General features: G+C 48.2%; 13 protein-coding genes and 1 pseudogene. All 14 read left to right on the forward strand.

From position 1 onward, the window contains the following. Window positions 1-20: 20 nt before the first annotated feature. The 14 genes and pseudogenes from C230_RS0118375 (at window position 21) to C230_RS0118440 (ending at window position 16,231) form a co-directional block, all read left to right on the forward strand. Window positions 21-839, forward strand: coding sequence for a carbohydrate ABC transporter permease (locus tag C230_RS0118375; protein WP_018133519.1), 819 nt, complete (start codon window positions 21-23; stop codon window positions 837-839). Between the two features lie 34 nt (window positions 840-873). After that, window positions 874-2,943, forward strand: a complete 2,070-nt coding sequence (locus C230_RS0118380) for a glycoside hydrolase family 2 protein (protein ID WP_018133520.1) — start codon at window positions 874-876, stop codon at window positions 2,941-2,943. A 37-nt stretch (window positions 2,944-2,980) separates the two neighbouring features. Beyond that, window positions 2,981-5,335: a beta-galactosidase gene (locus C230_RS0118385; RefSeq protein WP_281168957.1), complete on the forward strand. Its 2,355-nt coding sequence runs from the start codon at window positions 2,981-2,983 to the stop codon at window positions 5,333-5,335. 333 nt (window positions 5,336-5,668) lie between these two features. Continuing rightward, a pseudogene (locus tag C230_RS0118395) lies at window positions 5,669-5,875 on the forward strand (cytochrome ubiquinol oxidase subunit I); the annotation flags it as partial. Between the two features lie 252 nt (window positions 5,876-6,127). After that, window positions 6,128-8,155 (forward strand): hydrogenase 4 subunit B, encoded by a 2,028-nt coding sequence (gene hyfB, locus C230_RS0118400; RefSeq protein ID WP_018133523.1) that lies wholly within the window; start codon window positions 6,128-6,130, stop codon window positions 8,153-8,155. 10 nt (window positions 8,156-8,165) lie between these two features. After that, window positions 8,166-9,116 carry a respiratory chain complex I subunit 1 family protein gene (locus C230_RS0118405; protein WP_018133524.1) on the forward strand — a complete coding sequence of 317 codons (951 nt, stop codon included), beginning with the start codon at window positions 8,166-8,168 and terminating at the stop codon, window positions 9,114-9,116. A 15-nt stretch (window positions 9,117-9,131) separates the two neighbouring features. Further along, window positions 9,132-9,767, forward strand: a complete 636-nt coding sequence (locus C230_RS0118410; protein ID WP_018133525.1) for a hypothetical protein — start codon at window positions 9,132-9,134, stop codon at window positions 9,765-9,767. 5 nt (window positions 9,768-9,772) lie between these two features. Beyond that, window positions 9,773-11,245 carry a hydrogenase 4 subunit F gene (locus C230_RS0118415; RefSeq protein WP_018133526.1) on the forward strand — a complete coding sequence of 491 codons (1,473 nt, stop codon included), beginning with the start codon at window positions 9,773-9,775 and terminating at the stop codon, window positions 11,243-11,245. Then, window positions 11,245-12,834, forward strand: a complete 1,590-nt coding sequence (locus tag C230_RS0118420; RefSeq protein WP_018133527.1) for a hydrogenase large subunit — start codon at window positions 11,245-11,247, stop codon at window positions 12,832-12,834. Before C230_RS0118415 ends, C230_RS0118420 begins: the two co-directional genes overlap by 1 nt. A 45-nt stretch (window positions 12,835-12,879) precedes the next feature. Next, the gene (locus C230_RS21010) at window positions 12,880-13,239 is read left to right on the forward strand and encodes a 4Fe-4S dicluster domain-containing protein (RefSeq protein WP_245534018.1); all 360 of its coding nucleotides are present in this window, start codon (window positions 12,880-12,882) and stop codon (window positions 13,237-13,239) included. A 4-nt stretch (window positions 13,240-13,243) separates the two neighbouring features. Further along, window positions 13,244-13,714: an NADH-quinone oxidoreductase subunit B family protein gene (locus C230_RS21015; RefSeq protein ID WP_018133529.1), complete on the forward strand. Its 471-nt coding sequence runs from the start codon at window positions 13,244-13,246 to the stop codon at window positions 13,712-13,714. Between the two features lie 14 nt (window positions 13,715-13,728). After that, window positions 13,729-14,055: an ArsR/SmtB family transcription factor gene (locus tag C230_RS0118430; protein WP_026174430.1), complete on the forward strand. Its 327-nt coding sequence runs from the start codon at window positions 13,729-13,731 to the stop codon at window positions 14,053-14,055. 496 nt (window positions 14,056-14,551) lie between these two features. Then, entirely contained in the window at window positions 14,552-15,109 is a 558-nt protein-coding gene (locus tag C230_RS0118435; protein WP_018133531.1) for a hypothetical protein, read from the forward strand. A gap of 405 nt (window positions 15,110-15,514) precedes the next feature. After that, entirely contained in the window at window positions 15,515-16,231 is a 717-nt protein-coding gene (locus tag C230_RS0118440; RefSeq protein WP_026174431.1) for a glycerophosphodiester phosphodiesterase, read from the forward strand. Window positions 16,232-16,239 lie beyond the last annotated feature (8 nt).

Consider the following 16,239-nt stretch of genomic DNA (forward strand, 5'->3'; position numbering starts at 1 on the left):
AACGGTGGTGAAGTTTGAAAATGAAAGAAAACCGCAAGGAAAAAGTTTGGATCGTGTTACTGCTCCTAATTGGTGCAGCAGCGATGGTCCTTCCATTTTTGTGGATGGTCGTTACGTCCTTTAAGCCGGAAAGCGAAGTTTTCAACATTCCGCCAACATTGATTCCCAAGCATCCGACTCTCGGGAATTATATCGAGTTGTTTCAAAAAATGAATTTTGTCGTTTATCTGAAAAACACGTTCGTGATAGCGATTTTTTCCTTTCTCGGCTTGTTTCTTAACGCTTTAGCGGGGTATGCGTTCGCCAAGTTTCAATTTCCGGGGAAAGAAAAACTGTTCTATCTCGTTTTGGCGACGATGATGATACCCGGTCAGGTCACCATGATCCCCGTATACTTGATGCTGAATGAAATGGGGCTGACCAATACGATGGCCGGCATCATCCTTCCTGGGCTCGTCGGGGCATTTGGCATCTTTCTGTTTCGACAGTTTATGGCGACCATACCAACCGAATTGATTGAGGCGGCCCGACTTGACGGCGCGGGTGAATTTCGGATCTTTTGGCAGATTATTTTGCCTGAATCAAAACCGGTGCTTGCGGTACAGAGCATCTTTACATTTATCGGTGCGTGGAACAGTTTTCTATGGCCGTTGATCGTCGCAAACGACGAACGCCTGTACACTCTGTCTGTCGGACTCGCCCTGTTGAAAGGACAACATGGGGGTAACTTTGCCTTGCAGATGGCGGGTTCCGCCTTCTTGGTGATTCCCATTATCATCGTTTTTCTGTTTTTCCAGAAGTATTTTGTCAAGGGAATTACGATTTCGGGTATGAAATAATGAAGCAAGATGCGCGGTCAAAGGGGAGGCAAAAATGAGAATTGATTTGAACGGGGAATGGGAATACAGGCCTTTATCCCGCACCTGTATCGGTACCGATGGAGGAATCAGGGAAGACAAAACAGACCTTCCTGCTCCCGGTGTTATGACCATTCCGCAAAACTGGGAGCTGGCGGGAGTGCATAATTTTGCGGGAAGGATCGAATTTGTCAAACACTTTTCTGCGAGTCCGGAACAATTCGAGGGAAAAATGGTTTTCTTACGGTTTGACGGGGTGGATTATTTTGCAAAGGTCTATTTGAATGACCGGTACATTGGCGAGCATGAGGGGTATTTTCAACCGTTTGAGTTTGACGTAAGTGGATTGTTAAAAGAAGACAATGTAGTAAAAGTTATTGTCGATTCCCCCATGGAAGACCCGGAGGAAGTTTGGCCCGACAACAAGCTCTTAATCAAGGGTGTATTGAATCACCACGATGCGCGGCCCGGAGGATGCAGTCCAAAATGGGGACAATCCATGAATACGGGCGGTATCTGGAACGATGTGTATCTCGACATAAGGCCATACAATTTTATTGAAAGCGTGAAATGGATTCCTATATTGTTAAAAGATGGAAGCGCTAAAGTAACAATCAGGCCGAAAATCTATTGTACAGTACCGGGAGATTATCAACTTCGGATCAAGATTGACGGCCAAGAATATGTGCGTGATGTAAAATTGCAAACGATCTTGCAGGAGAAAGATTTTGTCATATCAATCCAGTCACCGAAGCTCTGGTGGACGTGGGATTTGGGAGAACCCTACCTGTACCGCTGTGAAGTTGAGCTTTTTCGGCAAGATCAGTTGATTCACAAAAAGGAATTTGCTGCAGGCATCCGGAGTTTTACATTTGATGCGGTGAAAAATCAATGGCTCCTGAACAACAAACCAATATTTATCCGTGGAACGAATATCATACCGGCACAATGGTTGAGCGGATACACCCAAGAGAAAATCGAGAAAGATGTCGAACTGATTAAAAACGCGAATATCAATTCGGTTCGTGTGCACGCCCATATCACCAGGAAAGAATTCTACGAGGCGTGCGACCGTGAAGGGGTGTTGATTTGGCAGGATTTTGCACTCCAGTGGTCTTATAGCCGCAGCGATATTTTTGCAGAGAATGCAGTTGGACAAATCAAAGAGATGGTAGATATTTTATATAACCATGCATCCATCGGAATCTGGTGTTGCCACAATGAGCCAAGCGTAAACACGGAAGAATTGGATCCCTTGCTGTATCAAGCTGTGTGCGCTTTGGATTCCACAAGATACGTTCACGAACATTCGGATTTTAGCGAACATCCGTATCCGGGATGGTACTATAAAACGATGGAAGAATTTATGACGAGACCTTACAAACCGATTGTCAGTGAATTTGGTGCCCAGGCTCTTCCTAACATTCAGATCGCAAAAGACATTTGCGGCAAGACATGGCCACCGGATTGGGAAAGGATGGCGTATCACAATTTTCAATATGACGAGACCTTCCACGTAGCCAGAATCAAAATGGGAGACAATCTGGAAGAGTTGGTCCGCAACTCGCAGGAATATCAGGCCAGACTGCTGAAGTTTGCGATCGAAGAATATCGACTTGACAAATACAATAATCTGGGCGGGCTTTACCAATTTATGTTTGTGGATTGCTGGCCGTCGATTACATGGGCGGTGATCGACTACGACAGAATTCCGAAACTGGGGTATTATGCATTAAAAAAAGCTTATCAACCCGTACTTCCAGTGGCAAGAATGGGGCGAACGATCTGGACGAAAGGAAAACATGTGGAGATCAAGCTCTATATAATCAACGATTATCATAAAAATCTCGCCGATTACCGTTATGAACTGTCCATCGAAAGACATGGCAGGGCTACCGTTCTGAAAGATGAAAGATTTGACATGGAAGCTGATGCGATTCATGAAATAACATTGGGTTATTCGCCGTCCCAAGAACTGGAAAACGGAGCCTATAAACTGGTCATTAAGGTATTTGACAACGATGGGCAATTCGTTTCTTCCAATGATTATGATGTAGAAATTGTTTCTGTGGTATTTTACCAGTAAAAGATTGGAACTGGAGGTTGCAAGCGTGAACGTGCGGATGAAGCAAGGGAAATTTATCATTCATGGCGAGGATACGTTTTTATACGGCGGGGAAATGCATTATTTCCGCGTGCCGAAACAAGAGTGGGAACAACGTTTGGATTTGTTAATCGAAGCCGGCTGCAATCTTGTCAGCACCTATGTGCCCTGGGTGTGGCACGAAATGGAAGAAGGCGTGCTGGATCTCACTGGACAAACGAGAGGGGAACGGGACCTACAGGGATTTTTGAAACTGATCAAAGAAAAAGGTTTGTATTGCATCGTTAGGCCCGGCCCGTATGTAATGGCTGAAGTTCGCTACCATGGCATTCCGAATTGGTTGTTGGACCGCTATCCGGAAGTGATTGCAAAAACGCGCGGCGGCAAGGAACATCCGACAAAGGTGGTATCGTATCGACACGCGCTGTTTCTTGAAAAGGTGGAAAAATGGTATAAAGCCGTCAACGAAATCATTGCACCGATGCAGATTTCACAGAACGGACCGGTGATTATGTATCAATTGTGTAACGAGATCGGGATGTTGCATTGGGTTTCCAATACGTCCGATTTCAATCCAGACACGCTGCGGAGGTTTGCCGCTTATTTGGAAAGGAAGTATCAATCGATCGAGCGTTTTAATGCCGAGTACGGACTACAAGAAACTTCTTTTTGGGGATTTGTCGAAACGTTTCAAAAAGGCTTGTCCGACGAATATCCTCCGTTTCATTATGAATGGAGAAAGTTTTGGCGCGAATATCTGAAAGATTATGTCGGAGATTTACGAACATTTGCGTTACAGAGCGGGATTGACGTTCCATTTATCATTAATGTGCACGGATTTAAAGATTATTCCATTTACAGCCGCGGTGTTGACTATCCGATCGGTCTGTCACAGCTCTATAAGACAGCCGAGTTTTCTGATGTGGTTGTGGCTGGCGATTTTTATCCCGGTCATATCGGTTACGATACTTATCACGATCTGGTTCTGAGTTCGACTTACACGAGGGCGATCTCCAACAAGGAACAGCCGTTATTTTCTGCAGAGTTCCAGTCTGGGCGCCTGGCCGACCGGCCGCGATTGTACCCGCAGGATCTCGATCTGAACACCAGAACTTGTGTCGCACATGGGATGAATGCGTTGAATTATTACATGTTTGTAGGTGGCGAGAACTACGGGGATATCGGTTTGTTCGGCAGACGCCACGAATGGCAGGCGCCGATCGATGCAAACGGGAATATTCGGCCCAACTATGAAAAAGCGCAACATCTTGGGAAAGTGTTGCAGGCTGTCGGGAAAAGGCTTTTGAATGCTCCCAAAAAAGTGCACACTTTCGTTGGTTTCAACCCGGACGATTATATGACGGAAGTTATTGATGAGCGGGAAAAACGTATGATCGAGGAAATCATCGACAAACGCGAGCATTTTGCTTTTGATGGAATCTTACGCTTGCTGGTAGGAGCCAACATTCATTTTGAGGCCGTTGACCTGTTGAAGGAAATACGGGTAGAAGAAGTACCCACCTTATGGGTGTTTTCCTGCCGATATATGGACAGAGGCTTGCAAAAACGGCTTGCTTCTTATGTAAAAAACGGCGGAAAACTCGTTTTATATCCGGAAATTCCAATAATGGATTTGCAAGGAAAAGCTTGTAGGATATTGGCTGACGAATTGCAGTTGGGCAAATGGGAAGTGGTTCGGGAAATCGATACTGTCGATGTCCTAAATATCGATTCGGTGATGGTCAAACAACGTTTGCGTTTTATCGAATTTGACGGTGAAGCCATAGCTTCGTTCACCCGCAATGGAAAATCGGAGGTTGCCGCATATGTGAAACAAGCCGGTAGCGGCAAGATCGTTGTCTTGGGATTGGCAATGGGACAGGACTACGGCTATCAGCTTGGCGTTATCAAAGAAATTGCCAAGTTGATCGGTGTAGTCGGCCACCTATCCTCGACAAATCCGGATTTGTCACTGGTTGAACGATGCAATGAAAAAGACTCTTTTCTATTTCTGAACAATTACGACGAAGTCGAGCAGAGAGCGGTCATTTATGAGAACGGCTTACCGCTCTTTGACGGGGAGGAGGTGGTGATTCCCCCTCGTTCGGGTGCGATTTTTGTACGGGACTTTGACCTGGCCGAGGGACTGACGATTGAGTATGCGACGGTGGAAATCGTGGATTTAAAACAAACGGATCAGACATTGACCTTGACGGTTCAGCCTGTTGGCGGACAAGGAACGATTCGAATCAGAACAAATGGAAGTTGGAAGTCGGGGAATGATGGAACGGCGGAAGGGAGCAGCATCGTACAGAAAATTACGGCATCGGCAACAATAAAATTCCACAGAACGCAACATACGCAACACAGTTGAACGGACTGCTTGAATCGATGACAATCTTTTGGGCATTGCAAATACTCCTCCCGATGAGCCAGTGTCGGGAGGAGTGTCATTTATAAGCTGCATTTTGGCCTTTGGTGAATCGTATTCTTCCAATTTGCACATCGATTGCAAAAGAGGATGCTGGGTATGGCGGCGATGGGGCGGGAACCTCGAAGGCGTTTGAAACCACTATCATCATGGCTCGTCTTCTGGTTCCCGCTTTACAATTCAAGTTGATCCAACAATAAACCTGGCCTCATGATGATTGAGGGTAGCACCTGAACCAGCGTCAAGACGCAGTCAATCATGTGAAAAGAATTTTGTGTGGGGGCTGTTACAGGTATTACCCTGGAGTTTCAACCTGGAATGAACTGGTTAAGGTATTTCCTGTATATGATAGATATTATCGGATCACCTCTGGCAATTGAAGCCCTGGCCGCGTATTTTCTGGAGTCGACCTTTATGGAACTGTGGTTCTTCGGTAGGAACAAAATCACTGCGAAACTGAGAGCTTTCTCGATCTGGATGGTCGGCGGCCGCAAGCACGCTGAGCATGAAGATCATGCTGATCGCGACAAGTGTTTTTGTCCCGATTGTGATCGTTTATCAGGCATGGCTGTATCGCATCTTTAAAGAGAAGATCTCACCGGATATTGCTTAGGAATACCAAGGGTGAGTTGTCCGAGGCGTGGAACAATAAAATTGTGAATTGTAATCGAAAGAGAAAATCTGTATATTTAAAGAATCAGATATTCAACTATACGTATGTTCGGAGGTGCTTACATGGACGGACTCGATCTGGGGGCAGTTCTGTTTGGGGCATCTTTGGTCTTTTTCCTATTTGGCGGATTGGGGGCCATTAGTACAAGTGGCAAACCAAAGATGGCGAACTTCGTTTCTCATTCAGGTGCATTTTTTGGCGGACTTGCAGGGGCGCTTGCGGCGATCCGTGTATTGGTTACGGGAAAAACGATGTTCCTTTCTTCATGGCGCATTGTTCCTGATGTTGTTTTGACCTTCCGGGTCGATTTGTTGTCAGCGTTCTTTTTGTTGATCATTTCTGTCCTGTCCGTCGCCGTTTCTGTCTATTCCATCGGGTATGTAACCGAATACTATGGGAAGAAAAATGTAGGGTTGCTGGGTACGGGACTCAATTTGTTTTTGCTCTCCATGGTAGCGGTCGTTACAGTCGATAACGGAATCACCTTCTTGCTGGCGTGGGAACTGATGTCCCTTGTTTCCTTTCTGCTTGTGATGTACGAGCATGAAAAACCGGATGTTCGCAAGGCGGGATTCGTATATGTTACGATGACGCATTTCGGCACGGCCTTTCTCATTCTCTCGTTTTTGACCCTGTTCCTGTTTGCCGGCAGTTTCGAATTCGACGCGTTTCAGAAGGTCTCGCCGCAGTTGCCGGTTTTGCCAAAAAACCTTGTTTTCCTGATGTTTCTGATCGGGTTTGGCACGAAAGCGGGCTTGATTCCCCTCCATATATGGTTGCCGAGAGCTCATCCCGCGGCACCCGGCCATGTGTCCGCCTTGATGTCGGCGGTTATGATCAAGACCGCCGTGTATGGGTTTCTAAGAGTCGGGTATGACGTTTTGGGTGGCGGACCTGCTTGGTGGGGGGCTGTTGTTCTTGGGTTCGGAGTGATTTCTGCTTTGGTCGGAATTTTGTACGGATTGGCCGAAAATGACATGAAACGGTTTCTGGCATACAGCAGCGCGGAAAATATGGGAATCATCTTTATGGGAATCGGAACGTCTCTGCTGTTTTATGCCTATCATCATCCGGTTCCCGGAGCTTTGGCATTGACCGCAGCCCTTTACCATGCGATGAATCATGCAATCTTCAAAGGCCTGTTGTTCATGGGAGCCGGTGCGGTGCTTTACGCGGCACACACAAAAAACGTAAATCAGCTTGGGGGACTCATTCGGCGGATGCCGTGGACAGCCGTATTGTTTTTGATCGGCGGGGTGGCGCTTTCCGCGTTGCCGCCGTTTAACGGATTTATGAGTGAATGGGCGACCTTTCAGTCGTTGTTGCATCTGGCATTTGATCTGGAAAATCCCTGGTGGAAGGGAATCGGGGGTCTGTCGGCCGCCCTGCTTGGACTGACGGGAGCTCTTGTGGCGGGCGGTTTTGTCAAGCACTTCGGAGTCGCATTTCTCGCAATGCCTCGCACGAAAAAGGCGGAACAAGCAAGGGAAGTTCCCGTGTCGATGCGTCTTGGTATGGCGATGTTAGCGATCGGCTCATTGCTTTTGGGGATTTGGCCAGGATTTGCCCTGCGGGTGACGGAGGGCATCGTTGGACGATACTTCGGCACAAAGGTAACGGGTGATGCAATTTTTTATGTCCCGTTCACCGAAGGTTCAGGGGAAGCTCTGTCCCTTGCTGCAGTTCTTCTGGCTTTCACGGGTCTGTTGCTTGTGAGTTTCGTTTTCTTGCATTTATGGGTTGGGAAAAGCAAAAATCAGGTGGCTGAAACATGGAACTGTGGAACACCTCTGCAGCCATCCATGGCGTATACGGGAACCTCGTATTCTCACCCGGTCTTGATGATTTTTCAATGGCTGTATCGTCCGCGGCGGCGGGTGGAGGTGCGAGGCGAATATACGTATTATCCTAAGCGCATCCAGCATCGATTACAGATTGATTCCGTGTTTGAATCCATGCTGTATCGGCCTTTGGTTCAAATTGCGGTTTTCTTGTCGCAGCGGGTCAGGATGATTCAGAACGGAAACCTGCAGAGTTACCTGGCCTATATGATTGCCACACTCATTCTCTTATTACTTTTGGTTCGGTAGGTGAGCGCACATGACAGGCATCGGATGGACGATCGGAAACGCATTGTTGCAAACGATGACACTTCTTCTGGTTGCTCCGCTGTACCAGGGAATCATAAAAAAAACCAAGGCCCGATTGCAAAATCGCATCGGCCCGAGCGTACTGCAGCCATACCACGACCTGGTCAAATATTTGAAAAAGGATGCGGTGATCTCCAATCATGCCTCATGGCTGACGGTGGCAACCCCCTACATTGTGTTTGCCGCCATTTTGACGGCCGGGCTTTTCGTTCCCGCTTTCCAGGCAGATCCTCCTTTCGGATTTGTGGGAGACATGATCCTGATCGTCTATTTATTTGGTTTGGCCCGATTGTTTACGGCGCTCACGGCGCTTGACGCAGGAGGTTCTTTTGGCGGGATGGGATCGAGCAGAGAAATGGCTTTGTCCGCAATTGCGGAACCCGCTTTGTTATTGGCTGCTTTTGTGCTGTTTCTGTCGGGCGGAACGACCAAACTGGATCGGCTCATCCAGGTGCTTGCTGCACGCGAATGGAATTGGATCGAACCTTCTTATGCTCTTGCTTTTGTGGCCATGCTGATCGTTGTGATTGCCGAAACAGGTCGGATTCCGGTTGACAATCCGGATACTCACCTGGAATTAACGATGATTCATGAAGGGATGCTGCTGGAATATTCCGGACGATACCTGGGTTTAATGATGTGGGCGGCACAGATCAAACAACTGTTGGTGGCAAGCCTTTTTATCAATCTCTTCTTCCCCTGGGGCCTGGAAGTCAGCGGGACGGCAGACGGGGTGTTTTTCTCATTTTTGCTGTACCTGCTGAAGCTGGTTGGGCTGGGGGTTGTACTGGCTTTCATTGAGACGCTTTACGCGAAAATCCGTATTTTTAAAGTTCCCAAATTATTGCTGTCCTCAATGGTGCTGTCGCTGTTGGCAATCCTCATTCGGGCAGCGGAGTGAGAGGGAGGAACGGGAATGGATCAAGCAATCGCATTTTCCTTGTTGATCAGCACATGGATGTTGTTCCAAATCCGGAGAATCGGTGATTCGGTCGGCATATTGGCGTTTCAATCGACGATCCTTGCATTTTCCGCAGGCGCCATGTGGTACAAGACCGGTATTTCGCATCTGTTGATCGCAGCTGTTCTCACTTTGTTGGTCAAAGCGCTCCTGATTCCCTTTATTCTTCAGTACACGATCAAAAAAATAGACATCAAACGCGAGGTGGAACGGTTTACATCCAAATACATCTCTTTGCTGCTTGCGCTGGCGCTGTCGGCGGCCGGGTTTTACCTCGCATCCCGTCTCGAGTTGCCCGGCAAGGAACATGGACAGCCGTACCTTGCGGTTTCGATCATTCTCATTTTCCTGGGGACTTTGATCATGATCGATCACAAGAAGGCGATTATGCAGGGGGTTGGGTTGATTACCATCGAAAACGGTCTGTTTTTGATTGCCCAATCGTTGAGTTATGGAATGCCTCTGATCGTTGAACTGGGAATCTTTTTTGATATGCTTGTGACGGTCATCGTCATAGGCATTTTATCGTTTCGGATTCATTCGACTTTCGAGAGTTTAAATACGGAAAAAATGCAGAATCTGAAGGGATGACGGAGATGGGCTGGATCTGGACGCTGTTGGGAACTCCGCTTGTAACGGGTCTCCTTGCCTGGAGGATCAAAAACCAAAACGTATGCGAAAAGTTTCAACTGGCGGGCGCCTTTGTGACGCTTTTGGCCGGGCTCGCCGCAGCTTGTCAGGTGCTGACAGGCGCTCCGATCAAAGGTGGAAACGGGTTTTTTTATGTGGATGCGCTGGGTGCGTTCAATATTTCGTTGATTGTTCTGGTTGGTTTTACCGCCGCTCTTTATTCAATCGGTTACATGCGGCACGAGATCAACGAACAGGTCATTACAGAACAGCAGTGCCGCCTTTACTACTTGTGGTTTCACCTGTTTCTGTTTACCATGCTGGCCGTGAGCGTCGTTGACAATCTGGGTTTCCTGTGGGTGGGAATCGAATTGACCACGCTGGTCTCTGCATTATTGGTTGCATTTTATAAAAAAGGCACCGCTCTTGAGGCTGCGTGGAAGTATCTTATAATGGGCAGCGTGGGAATCGCGTTCGCCCTTTTGGGGATCATTTTTCTCTATCTCGCAGGCAGCCATTTGCTGGGGGAAGATCCGCGGGCCTTGCACTGGAGTGTCTTGAGTCAAGTTGCCGAACATTTGAATCCAAAGTGGATTTTGGTTGCCTTTCTCTTTGTGTTGGTCGGCTTCGGAACAAAGGCTGGTTTTGCTCCCATGCACTTCTGGCTGCCGGATGCGCACAGCCAGGCGCCGTCGCCGGTGAGCGCGGTTTTGTCGGGGGTATTGCTAAATACTGCATTGTACGGGATATTTCGCGTATTTGCCATTGCGAATACAACCCTCGGTGGAAAAGCGGGGCAATTTTTGATTTTCTTTGGTCTCCTGTCAATGGCCATTACCGTGCCGTTCATCCTGGTACAGCACGATCTGAAACGGATGTTGGCTTATTCAAGCGTGGAACACATTGGGATCATCACGCTGGGCGTCGGCATCGGCGGAACGTTGGGGTTGTATGGGGCGTTCCTGCATATGTTCAACCATTCGATGGCAAAGTCCCTCCTGTTCTTCCTGGCAGGAAACATCAATCAAAAATATCATTCCAAACGGATGGATCGCATCTCGGGAATTGTTCAGGCGATGCCTGTAACCGGCAGTATGTTTCTGGTTGCCACGTTTGCGATTGCAGGGGCTCCTCCCTTTAACGTGTTTATCAGTGAATTCACCATTATGCGGGCTGGGTTTCAAGCGGGCCATCTGTGGGCGGCCGTTCTCTTTCTTCTGTTGGTTGTGCTGATCTTTGCCGGCATGGTCTATTATGTGGTGAAAATGGCATTTGGCCAAGCCCCGGAGAAATTGCAAAAGAAAGAAATCGATCGCTGGTCGACGGCCGCCCTTTTGATCCCGTTGGCGGCGGTGGTGGTCTGCGGCCTGTATGTCCCGCCTTTCCTGAGCCAGACGGTTCATCAGGTGTCGCAGGTTTTGCAGGGGGTACACAGATAATGGAGAAGCACAAAAAACAACTCCTTTCACGAATCAGGCAACAGTTGGGTCAGAAACTGCTTTCGATGGATGAAAGCGCACAGAATGAAACGATGATCACAATTGAAAAAAATGATCTTCCCGCCGTTTGCCGTTTTCTCTGTAAGGAAAAAGAGGCCCGTTTGTTTACCATGGTGGGAAACGACGAACGGGATGTGTCGGGATCGTTCGCCTTGTATTATGTGTTTTCGTTTGACCGATTGCATCATTTCATCACGGTCAAAACAAGGATCGATGAATTGGATCCCACGTTTCCGTCGGTCGCAGTCGAATTGCCTGCGGCAAACTGGTATGAGAGAGAAGTCAAAGACCTGTTGGGGCTTCGGCCGCAGGGACATCCGGATCCGCGTCCGCTTGTTCTGCACGGCGATTGGCCGGAAGAACTGCATCCTCTGCGCAAGGAATTTCCGGCTGGCCTGCATGTGCCAAGGGTGCAAAGCCGGGAAACGTTTATGCAGTATGAGGGAGAAGACGTCACGGAAGTTCCGGTCGGTCCCATTCACGCCGGAATCATTGAACCGGGTCATTTTCGATTTGGCGTGGTCGGCGACACCATTTTGCATTTGGATGCAAGACTTTTCTATACACATCGCGGTCTGGAAAAGGCCAGTGAGGGAATGCCTCTGCGCAAGGCGTTGTATTTGGCGGAGCGGATATGCGGGGTATGCGCCTTGTCCCATGCGGTTTCTTTCGCACAGGCGGTGGAAGCTGCAGGGCAGGTGCAGATACCGCTCCGCGCCAGGTATTTGCGGACTCTCTTCCTGGAATTGGAACGTTTGTACAACCATATCGGGGATGTCGGGAACGTATGCGCGGGATTTGGATTTGCCGTTGGGGTCAGCCAGGGGGCAAGGCTCAAGGAAGAATTGTTGCAACTTAATGAACGGATCGTTGGCCACCGCTATTTGCGGGGGATCATTGATCTTGGCGGCACGCGCATTGACTTGACACCAAAAGATTGTGTAGATATTCGGCTGACCCTGCAGAGAGTGGAGGCGGAGTTTCAAGAACTGGTCGAAATTCTGCTCTCGCATGAAATTGCGATCGACCGGATGGCTGCCACCGGGGTGCTCACGTTGGAACAGGCGAATGATCTGGAGGTAGTGGGCGTGGCGGCAAGGGCCTCCGGACGGAATATCGATGTCAGACGTGACCAACCTTATGCAGCCTATCGGCACGTGGCATTTGACGTACCGACTTTGCAGGAAGGCGATGTGCTCGCCAGGGTTCGTGTACGGATTGCTGAGGTGTTTCAATCGTTTTCCATTATTCGTCAAGTGTTGGATAAGCTTCCCGCAGGAGCCGTTATCACCCCGATTCCGGAACTTTTGCCTTATCAATCGTCGATGGGATGGACGGAGTCCCCGCGGGGAGAGACCGTGCATTGGCTGATGATCGGGCCGAACCAAAGCGTATATCGCTATCGGGTGCGTTCTGCCACGTACAACAACTGGCCGGCCGTCCCGCTTGCGGTGAAAGGAAATCTTGTTCCGGATTTTCCGCTGATCAATAAAAGCTTTGAATTGTGTTACGCTTGTTGCGACCGATGAAATTCGCCGAAAATGAAAAATGACAGTAGGGGTTGGAACCAGATGATGAACATCTTGCGAAAAATTTTTCGAACGGGGACGGTAACCAAAAAAACTCTTTTTGAAGAGGCGCCCGGCCGGTTCCGCGGTCAACCGGTTTTCGTATCCGACGTGTACACCGATTGTGGAGCATGTGTCACAGCTTGTCCGACTGGGGCCATCCAAATGCGGCAGGCGGAGGACGTTATGGAGCTTGAATTATCATACGCGAACTGCATATTTTGCGGGATTTGTGCGGACGTTTGCGAACCCAAAACGATCCGGATGACAAATGAATACCGCCTGGCCACCAAAAACAAGCAGGATTTGCTTCGGACCGCTCGGATTTCGCAGAAATCACCGGAGCCGGTCGGGAAGGGAGTGTGATACAATGATCCATGTAAAAGAGGCGACGGATTGGAGAACCGGATTGCAAAAAAGAATCAAGGAAGTGCTGGGCAAATCCTTGCATATCCGGCATGTGGATAGCGGTTCCTGCAACGGATGTGATTTTGAAATGAGCGCCTTGTTGAACCCGGTCTATGACCTGCAGCGGTTTGGAGTCGATTTTGTGGCTTCCCCCCGGCATGCGGATCTATTGATGGTAACAGGCGGGGTTACGCGACATCTTGAAGAAGCGCTGCGCAAAACGTATGATGCGACATCCAATCCCAAGATGGTCGTGGCGATCGGGGCTTGCGCATGTGGAGGGGGCATTTTTGGCCAAACCTATGCAAACTGCGGCGGGGTTGATAAAATTGTTCCGGTGTATGTGTATGTTCCAGGCTGTCCTCCTCGCCCGCAGGCAATGATTGAAGGAATCCTGATCGCGTTGGACAGGTATGAACAACTTTCAAAATGAAGGGAACGATGAGGTTGAATCTGGAATTGCAACAATTCAAAGCGGATTTTTTTAAAGCACTGGGTCATCCCTTGCGGATTCGGATTTTGGAATTGTTGTGTGAGGGAGATAAAAATGTCAATGAACTGCAGGCGCTGATTGGCAGCGAAGGTTCCGCAGTTTCCCAACAGTTGGCGATTTTGCGCAATAAAAACATTGTGTATGGGACGAAGGATGGCAATAAGGTGACCTATTCCCTCCGGGATCCGATGATTAAAGAACTGTTGGCCGTTGCCCGTCAAATTTTTAACAACCACCTCATTGATACGATTTCGATGTTGGACAAGTTCAATGAAGAATGAGGAAGGCTGCTGGGGGTTCTTGGCAGTCTTTTTTTGCTTGCACCCGATTTTTGTAACCATCCTGTAACTCTCGCCCGGTAGTATTCGGACAGAAATATTAGAAAAGTCAGTTTAAAGGAGGTGCCGTCAACATTGTCAACGCCTTACAAGCCAAGGATCAATGGGCGCAGACAAACGATTACATCGATGACGGATCCAACAACAATTCGGTTGATTCAACTTACGACTCGGTGACTTCAGGTACGACGAACGGTTACAGTTGGGACAAATTTCGATATAATGACAGGAACGGCGCCGAATTGATCCAGTACTGGAAAGTGTACGGGTTGGGACATAAATGGTCCGGCGGCAGTACGGCCGGTTCCTATACGGATCCGAACGGCCCTGATGCTTCGAGCCTGATGTGGAACTTTTTCAAAACTCACTGAAAGGTTGATATTGCAAGTTTCCAGCCCTGGGGGTTCCCCTTGGGCTGGACGTTCAGGGAGGCATCTGTATGAAAAGGGCGGTGGTCAGCTGGTTGTTGACGGTTGCTTTTTTTCTGTCGGGGTGTGCGTCGGGATCGATTCACCTGCAGGGAAAAAATCCGGAAGAAGTAGTGAGGTTGTATTACGAAACTGTCAATCATAAACAATACGAATCCCTACCCTATTTTTTTTCCGATTCATTCGGTGGATCGAAAAAAGCGGATGATATCCGGAAAAAGCTGAACGATATCGATTCCATGGAAATCATTCGGGTACTCGGGACACAAATCAAAGACGACCTGGCGCATGTTCACGCATCTGTCAGGGTTAAGGACAGGAACACCGGCCGCTATGACTATAATTTTGCCCAGTATGATCTAATCAAACAAAACGGCGAGTGGAGGTTTGTATCGATTGAGAGTTTGGATGAAGGGAAACAGAAAATTTTGTTGGACTTGTGGAAACAGCAAAAACAATTGGTCAACAGCGATGAAACAGTCAGGGAACATGTTCGATGGATCGAGGAACAAAGGAGAAAATCGTATAGGGAAGCTATTAAACAGGAACCGGTGCCTGTTTCGGAATGAATGGTCCGCGATGGGATTGGACATTTCGGTGAAACATGAGATGTGAAACTGAAATGTAAGGGTTTACAATTCTCAAAAATCAATCTATAATAGACTCACAAGTTAATAGATTCGCTGTGAGAATCTGAGAACAGCCGATCACGGAAGCGTGAAACCGCTTCGGGTTGATTGGCTGTTTTTTGTTTTCGCGGGAGATGGATACTTCACAGTTTGATGGAATGAACAGAAGCCACTTTTAATTTGCAGCAGGTTTGAAGCAGAAGGGTTCTTCTTTAAACTGAGGCGACCTGACTCTCCCACACACGTTGAGCGCAGTTAGGGAACTGCTGATCGTTTCGAGCGTCTTTAAGCCACAAGGATTTTGAGCTGTTTGTATCGAAATGTTGAATACGGGAGGATTAAACTGTGAAGCCGTTAAATATCGCCCACAGGGGAGCATGTGCGCATGCACCAGAAAATACGATGGCAGCATTTCGTTTAGCAGTAGAGATGGGGTGCAGCGGACTCGAATTTGATGTGCAACTCAGCAAAGATGGAATCCCTGTTGTAATTCACGATGAACGTTTGGATCGCATCACGGGTGCACATGGTCTTGTTAGTGAATATACGTGGAAAGAACTGAGGACGATGGATGTGGGAAAATGGATGGGCGATCGATGGAAAGGGGAGCGGATTCCCGCGCTGGAGGAAGTTCTGGTTGAATTTTCAGGTCTATTCCTTAATGTCGAGTTAAAAAATTCAGTCATACCTTATGACGGGCTGGAGGAAAAAGTGATCCGTTTGATTGAACGCTATTGCGACCCTGCGAATGTCATTGTCTCTTCCTTTAATCACGCATCTGTGAAATTCATCAAGGAACTTGCCCCGCATGTACAGACAGGTGTGCTGTATACAAAAGAACCGCAAAATGTACTTGAATATGTGTCAAGTTTGAATGCGAATGCGGTCCATCCTGAATACAGGCTTGTAACATCTGAAAAAATCAGCGATTTTCATTTCGCTGGTCTGATGGTGAACACTTGGACGGTCGACCAGTTTGCCGAAATACAGCGGTTGATCCAGATGGGGATCGATGGAATCATCACGAATTATCCCGACAGATTACAATTCTTGCTGTCCTAAGGGGGGAT

Source organism: Effusibacillus pohliae DSM 22757 (assembly GCF_000376225.1).
Lineage (GTDB): Bacteria > Bacillota > Bacilli > Tumebacillales > Effusibacillaceae > Effusibacillus > Effusibacillus pohliae.

What these genes read in the sequence shown, in the direction of transcription:
- C230_RS0118380 (WP_018133520.1), top strand. Translation starts at nt 874, where the DNA reads ATGAGAATTGATTTGAACGGGGAATGGGAATACAGGCCTTTATCCCGC.
- C230_RS0118385 (WP_281168957.1), top strand. Translation starts at nt 2,981, where the DNA reads ATGAAGCAAGGGAAATTTATCATTCATGGCGAGGATACGTTTTTATAC.
- C230_RS0118375 (WP_018133519.1), top strand. Translation starts at nt 21, where the DNA reads ATGAAAGAAAACCGCAAGGAAAAAGTTTGGATCGTGTTACTGCTCCTA.
- C230_RS0118420 (WP_018133527.1), top strand. Translation starts at nt 11,245, where the DNA reads ATGGAGAAGCACAAAAAACAACTCCTTTCACGAATCAGGCAACAGTTG.
- C230_RS0118410 (WP_018133525.1), top strand. Translation starts at nt 9,132, where the DNA reads ATGGATCAAGCAATCGCATTTTCCTTGTTGATCAGCACATGGATGTTG.
- C230_RS0118435 (WP_018133531.1), top strand. Translation starts at nt 14,552, where the DNA reads ATGAAAAGGGCGGTGGTCAGCTGGTTGTTGACGGTTGCTTTTTTTCTG.
- C230_RS0118405 (WP_018133524.1), top strand. Translation starts at nt 8,166, where the DNA reads ATGACAGGCATCGGATGGACGATCGGAAACGCATTGTTGCAAACGATG.
- C230_RS21015 (WP_018133529.1), top strand. Translation starts at nt 13,244, where the DNA reads ATGATCCATGTAAAAGAGGCGACGGATTGGAGAACCGGATTGCAAAAA.
- C230_RS21010 (WP_245534018.1), top strand. Translation starts at nt 12,880, where the DNA reads ATGAACATCTTGCGAAAAATTTTTCGAACGGGGACGGTAACCAAAAAA.
- C230_RS0118415 (WP_018133526.1), top strand. Translation starts at nt 9,773, where the DNA reads ATGGGCTGGATCTGGACGCTGTTGGGAACTCCGCTTGTAACGGGTCTC.
- hyfB (WP_018133523.1), top strand. Translation starts at nt 6,128, where the DNA reads ATGGACGGACTCGATCTGGGGGCAGTTCTGTTTGGGGCATCTTTGGTC.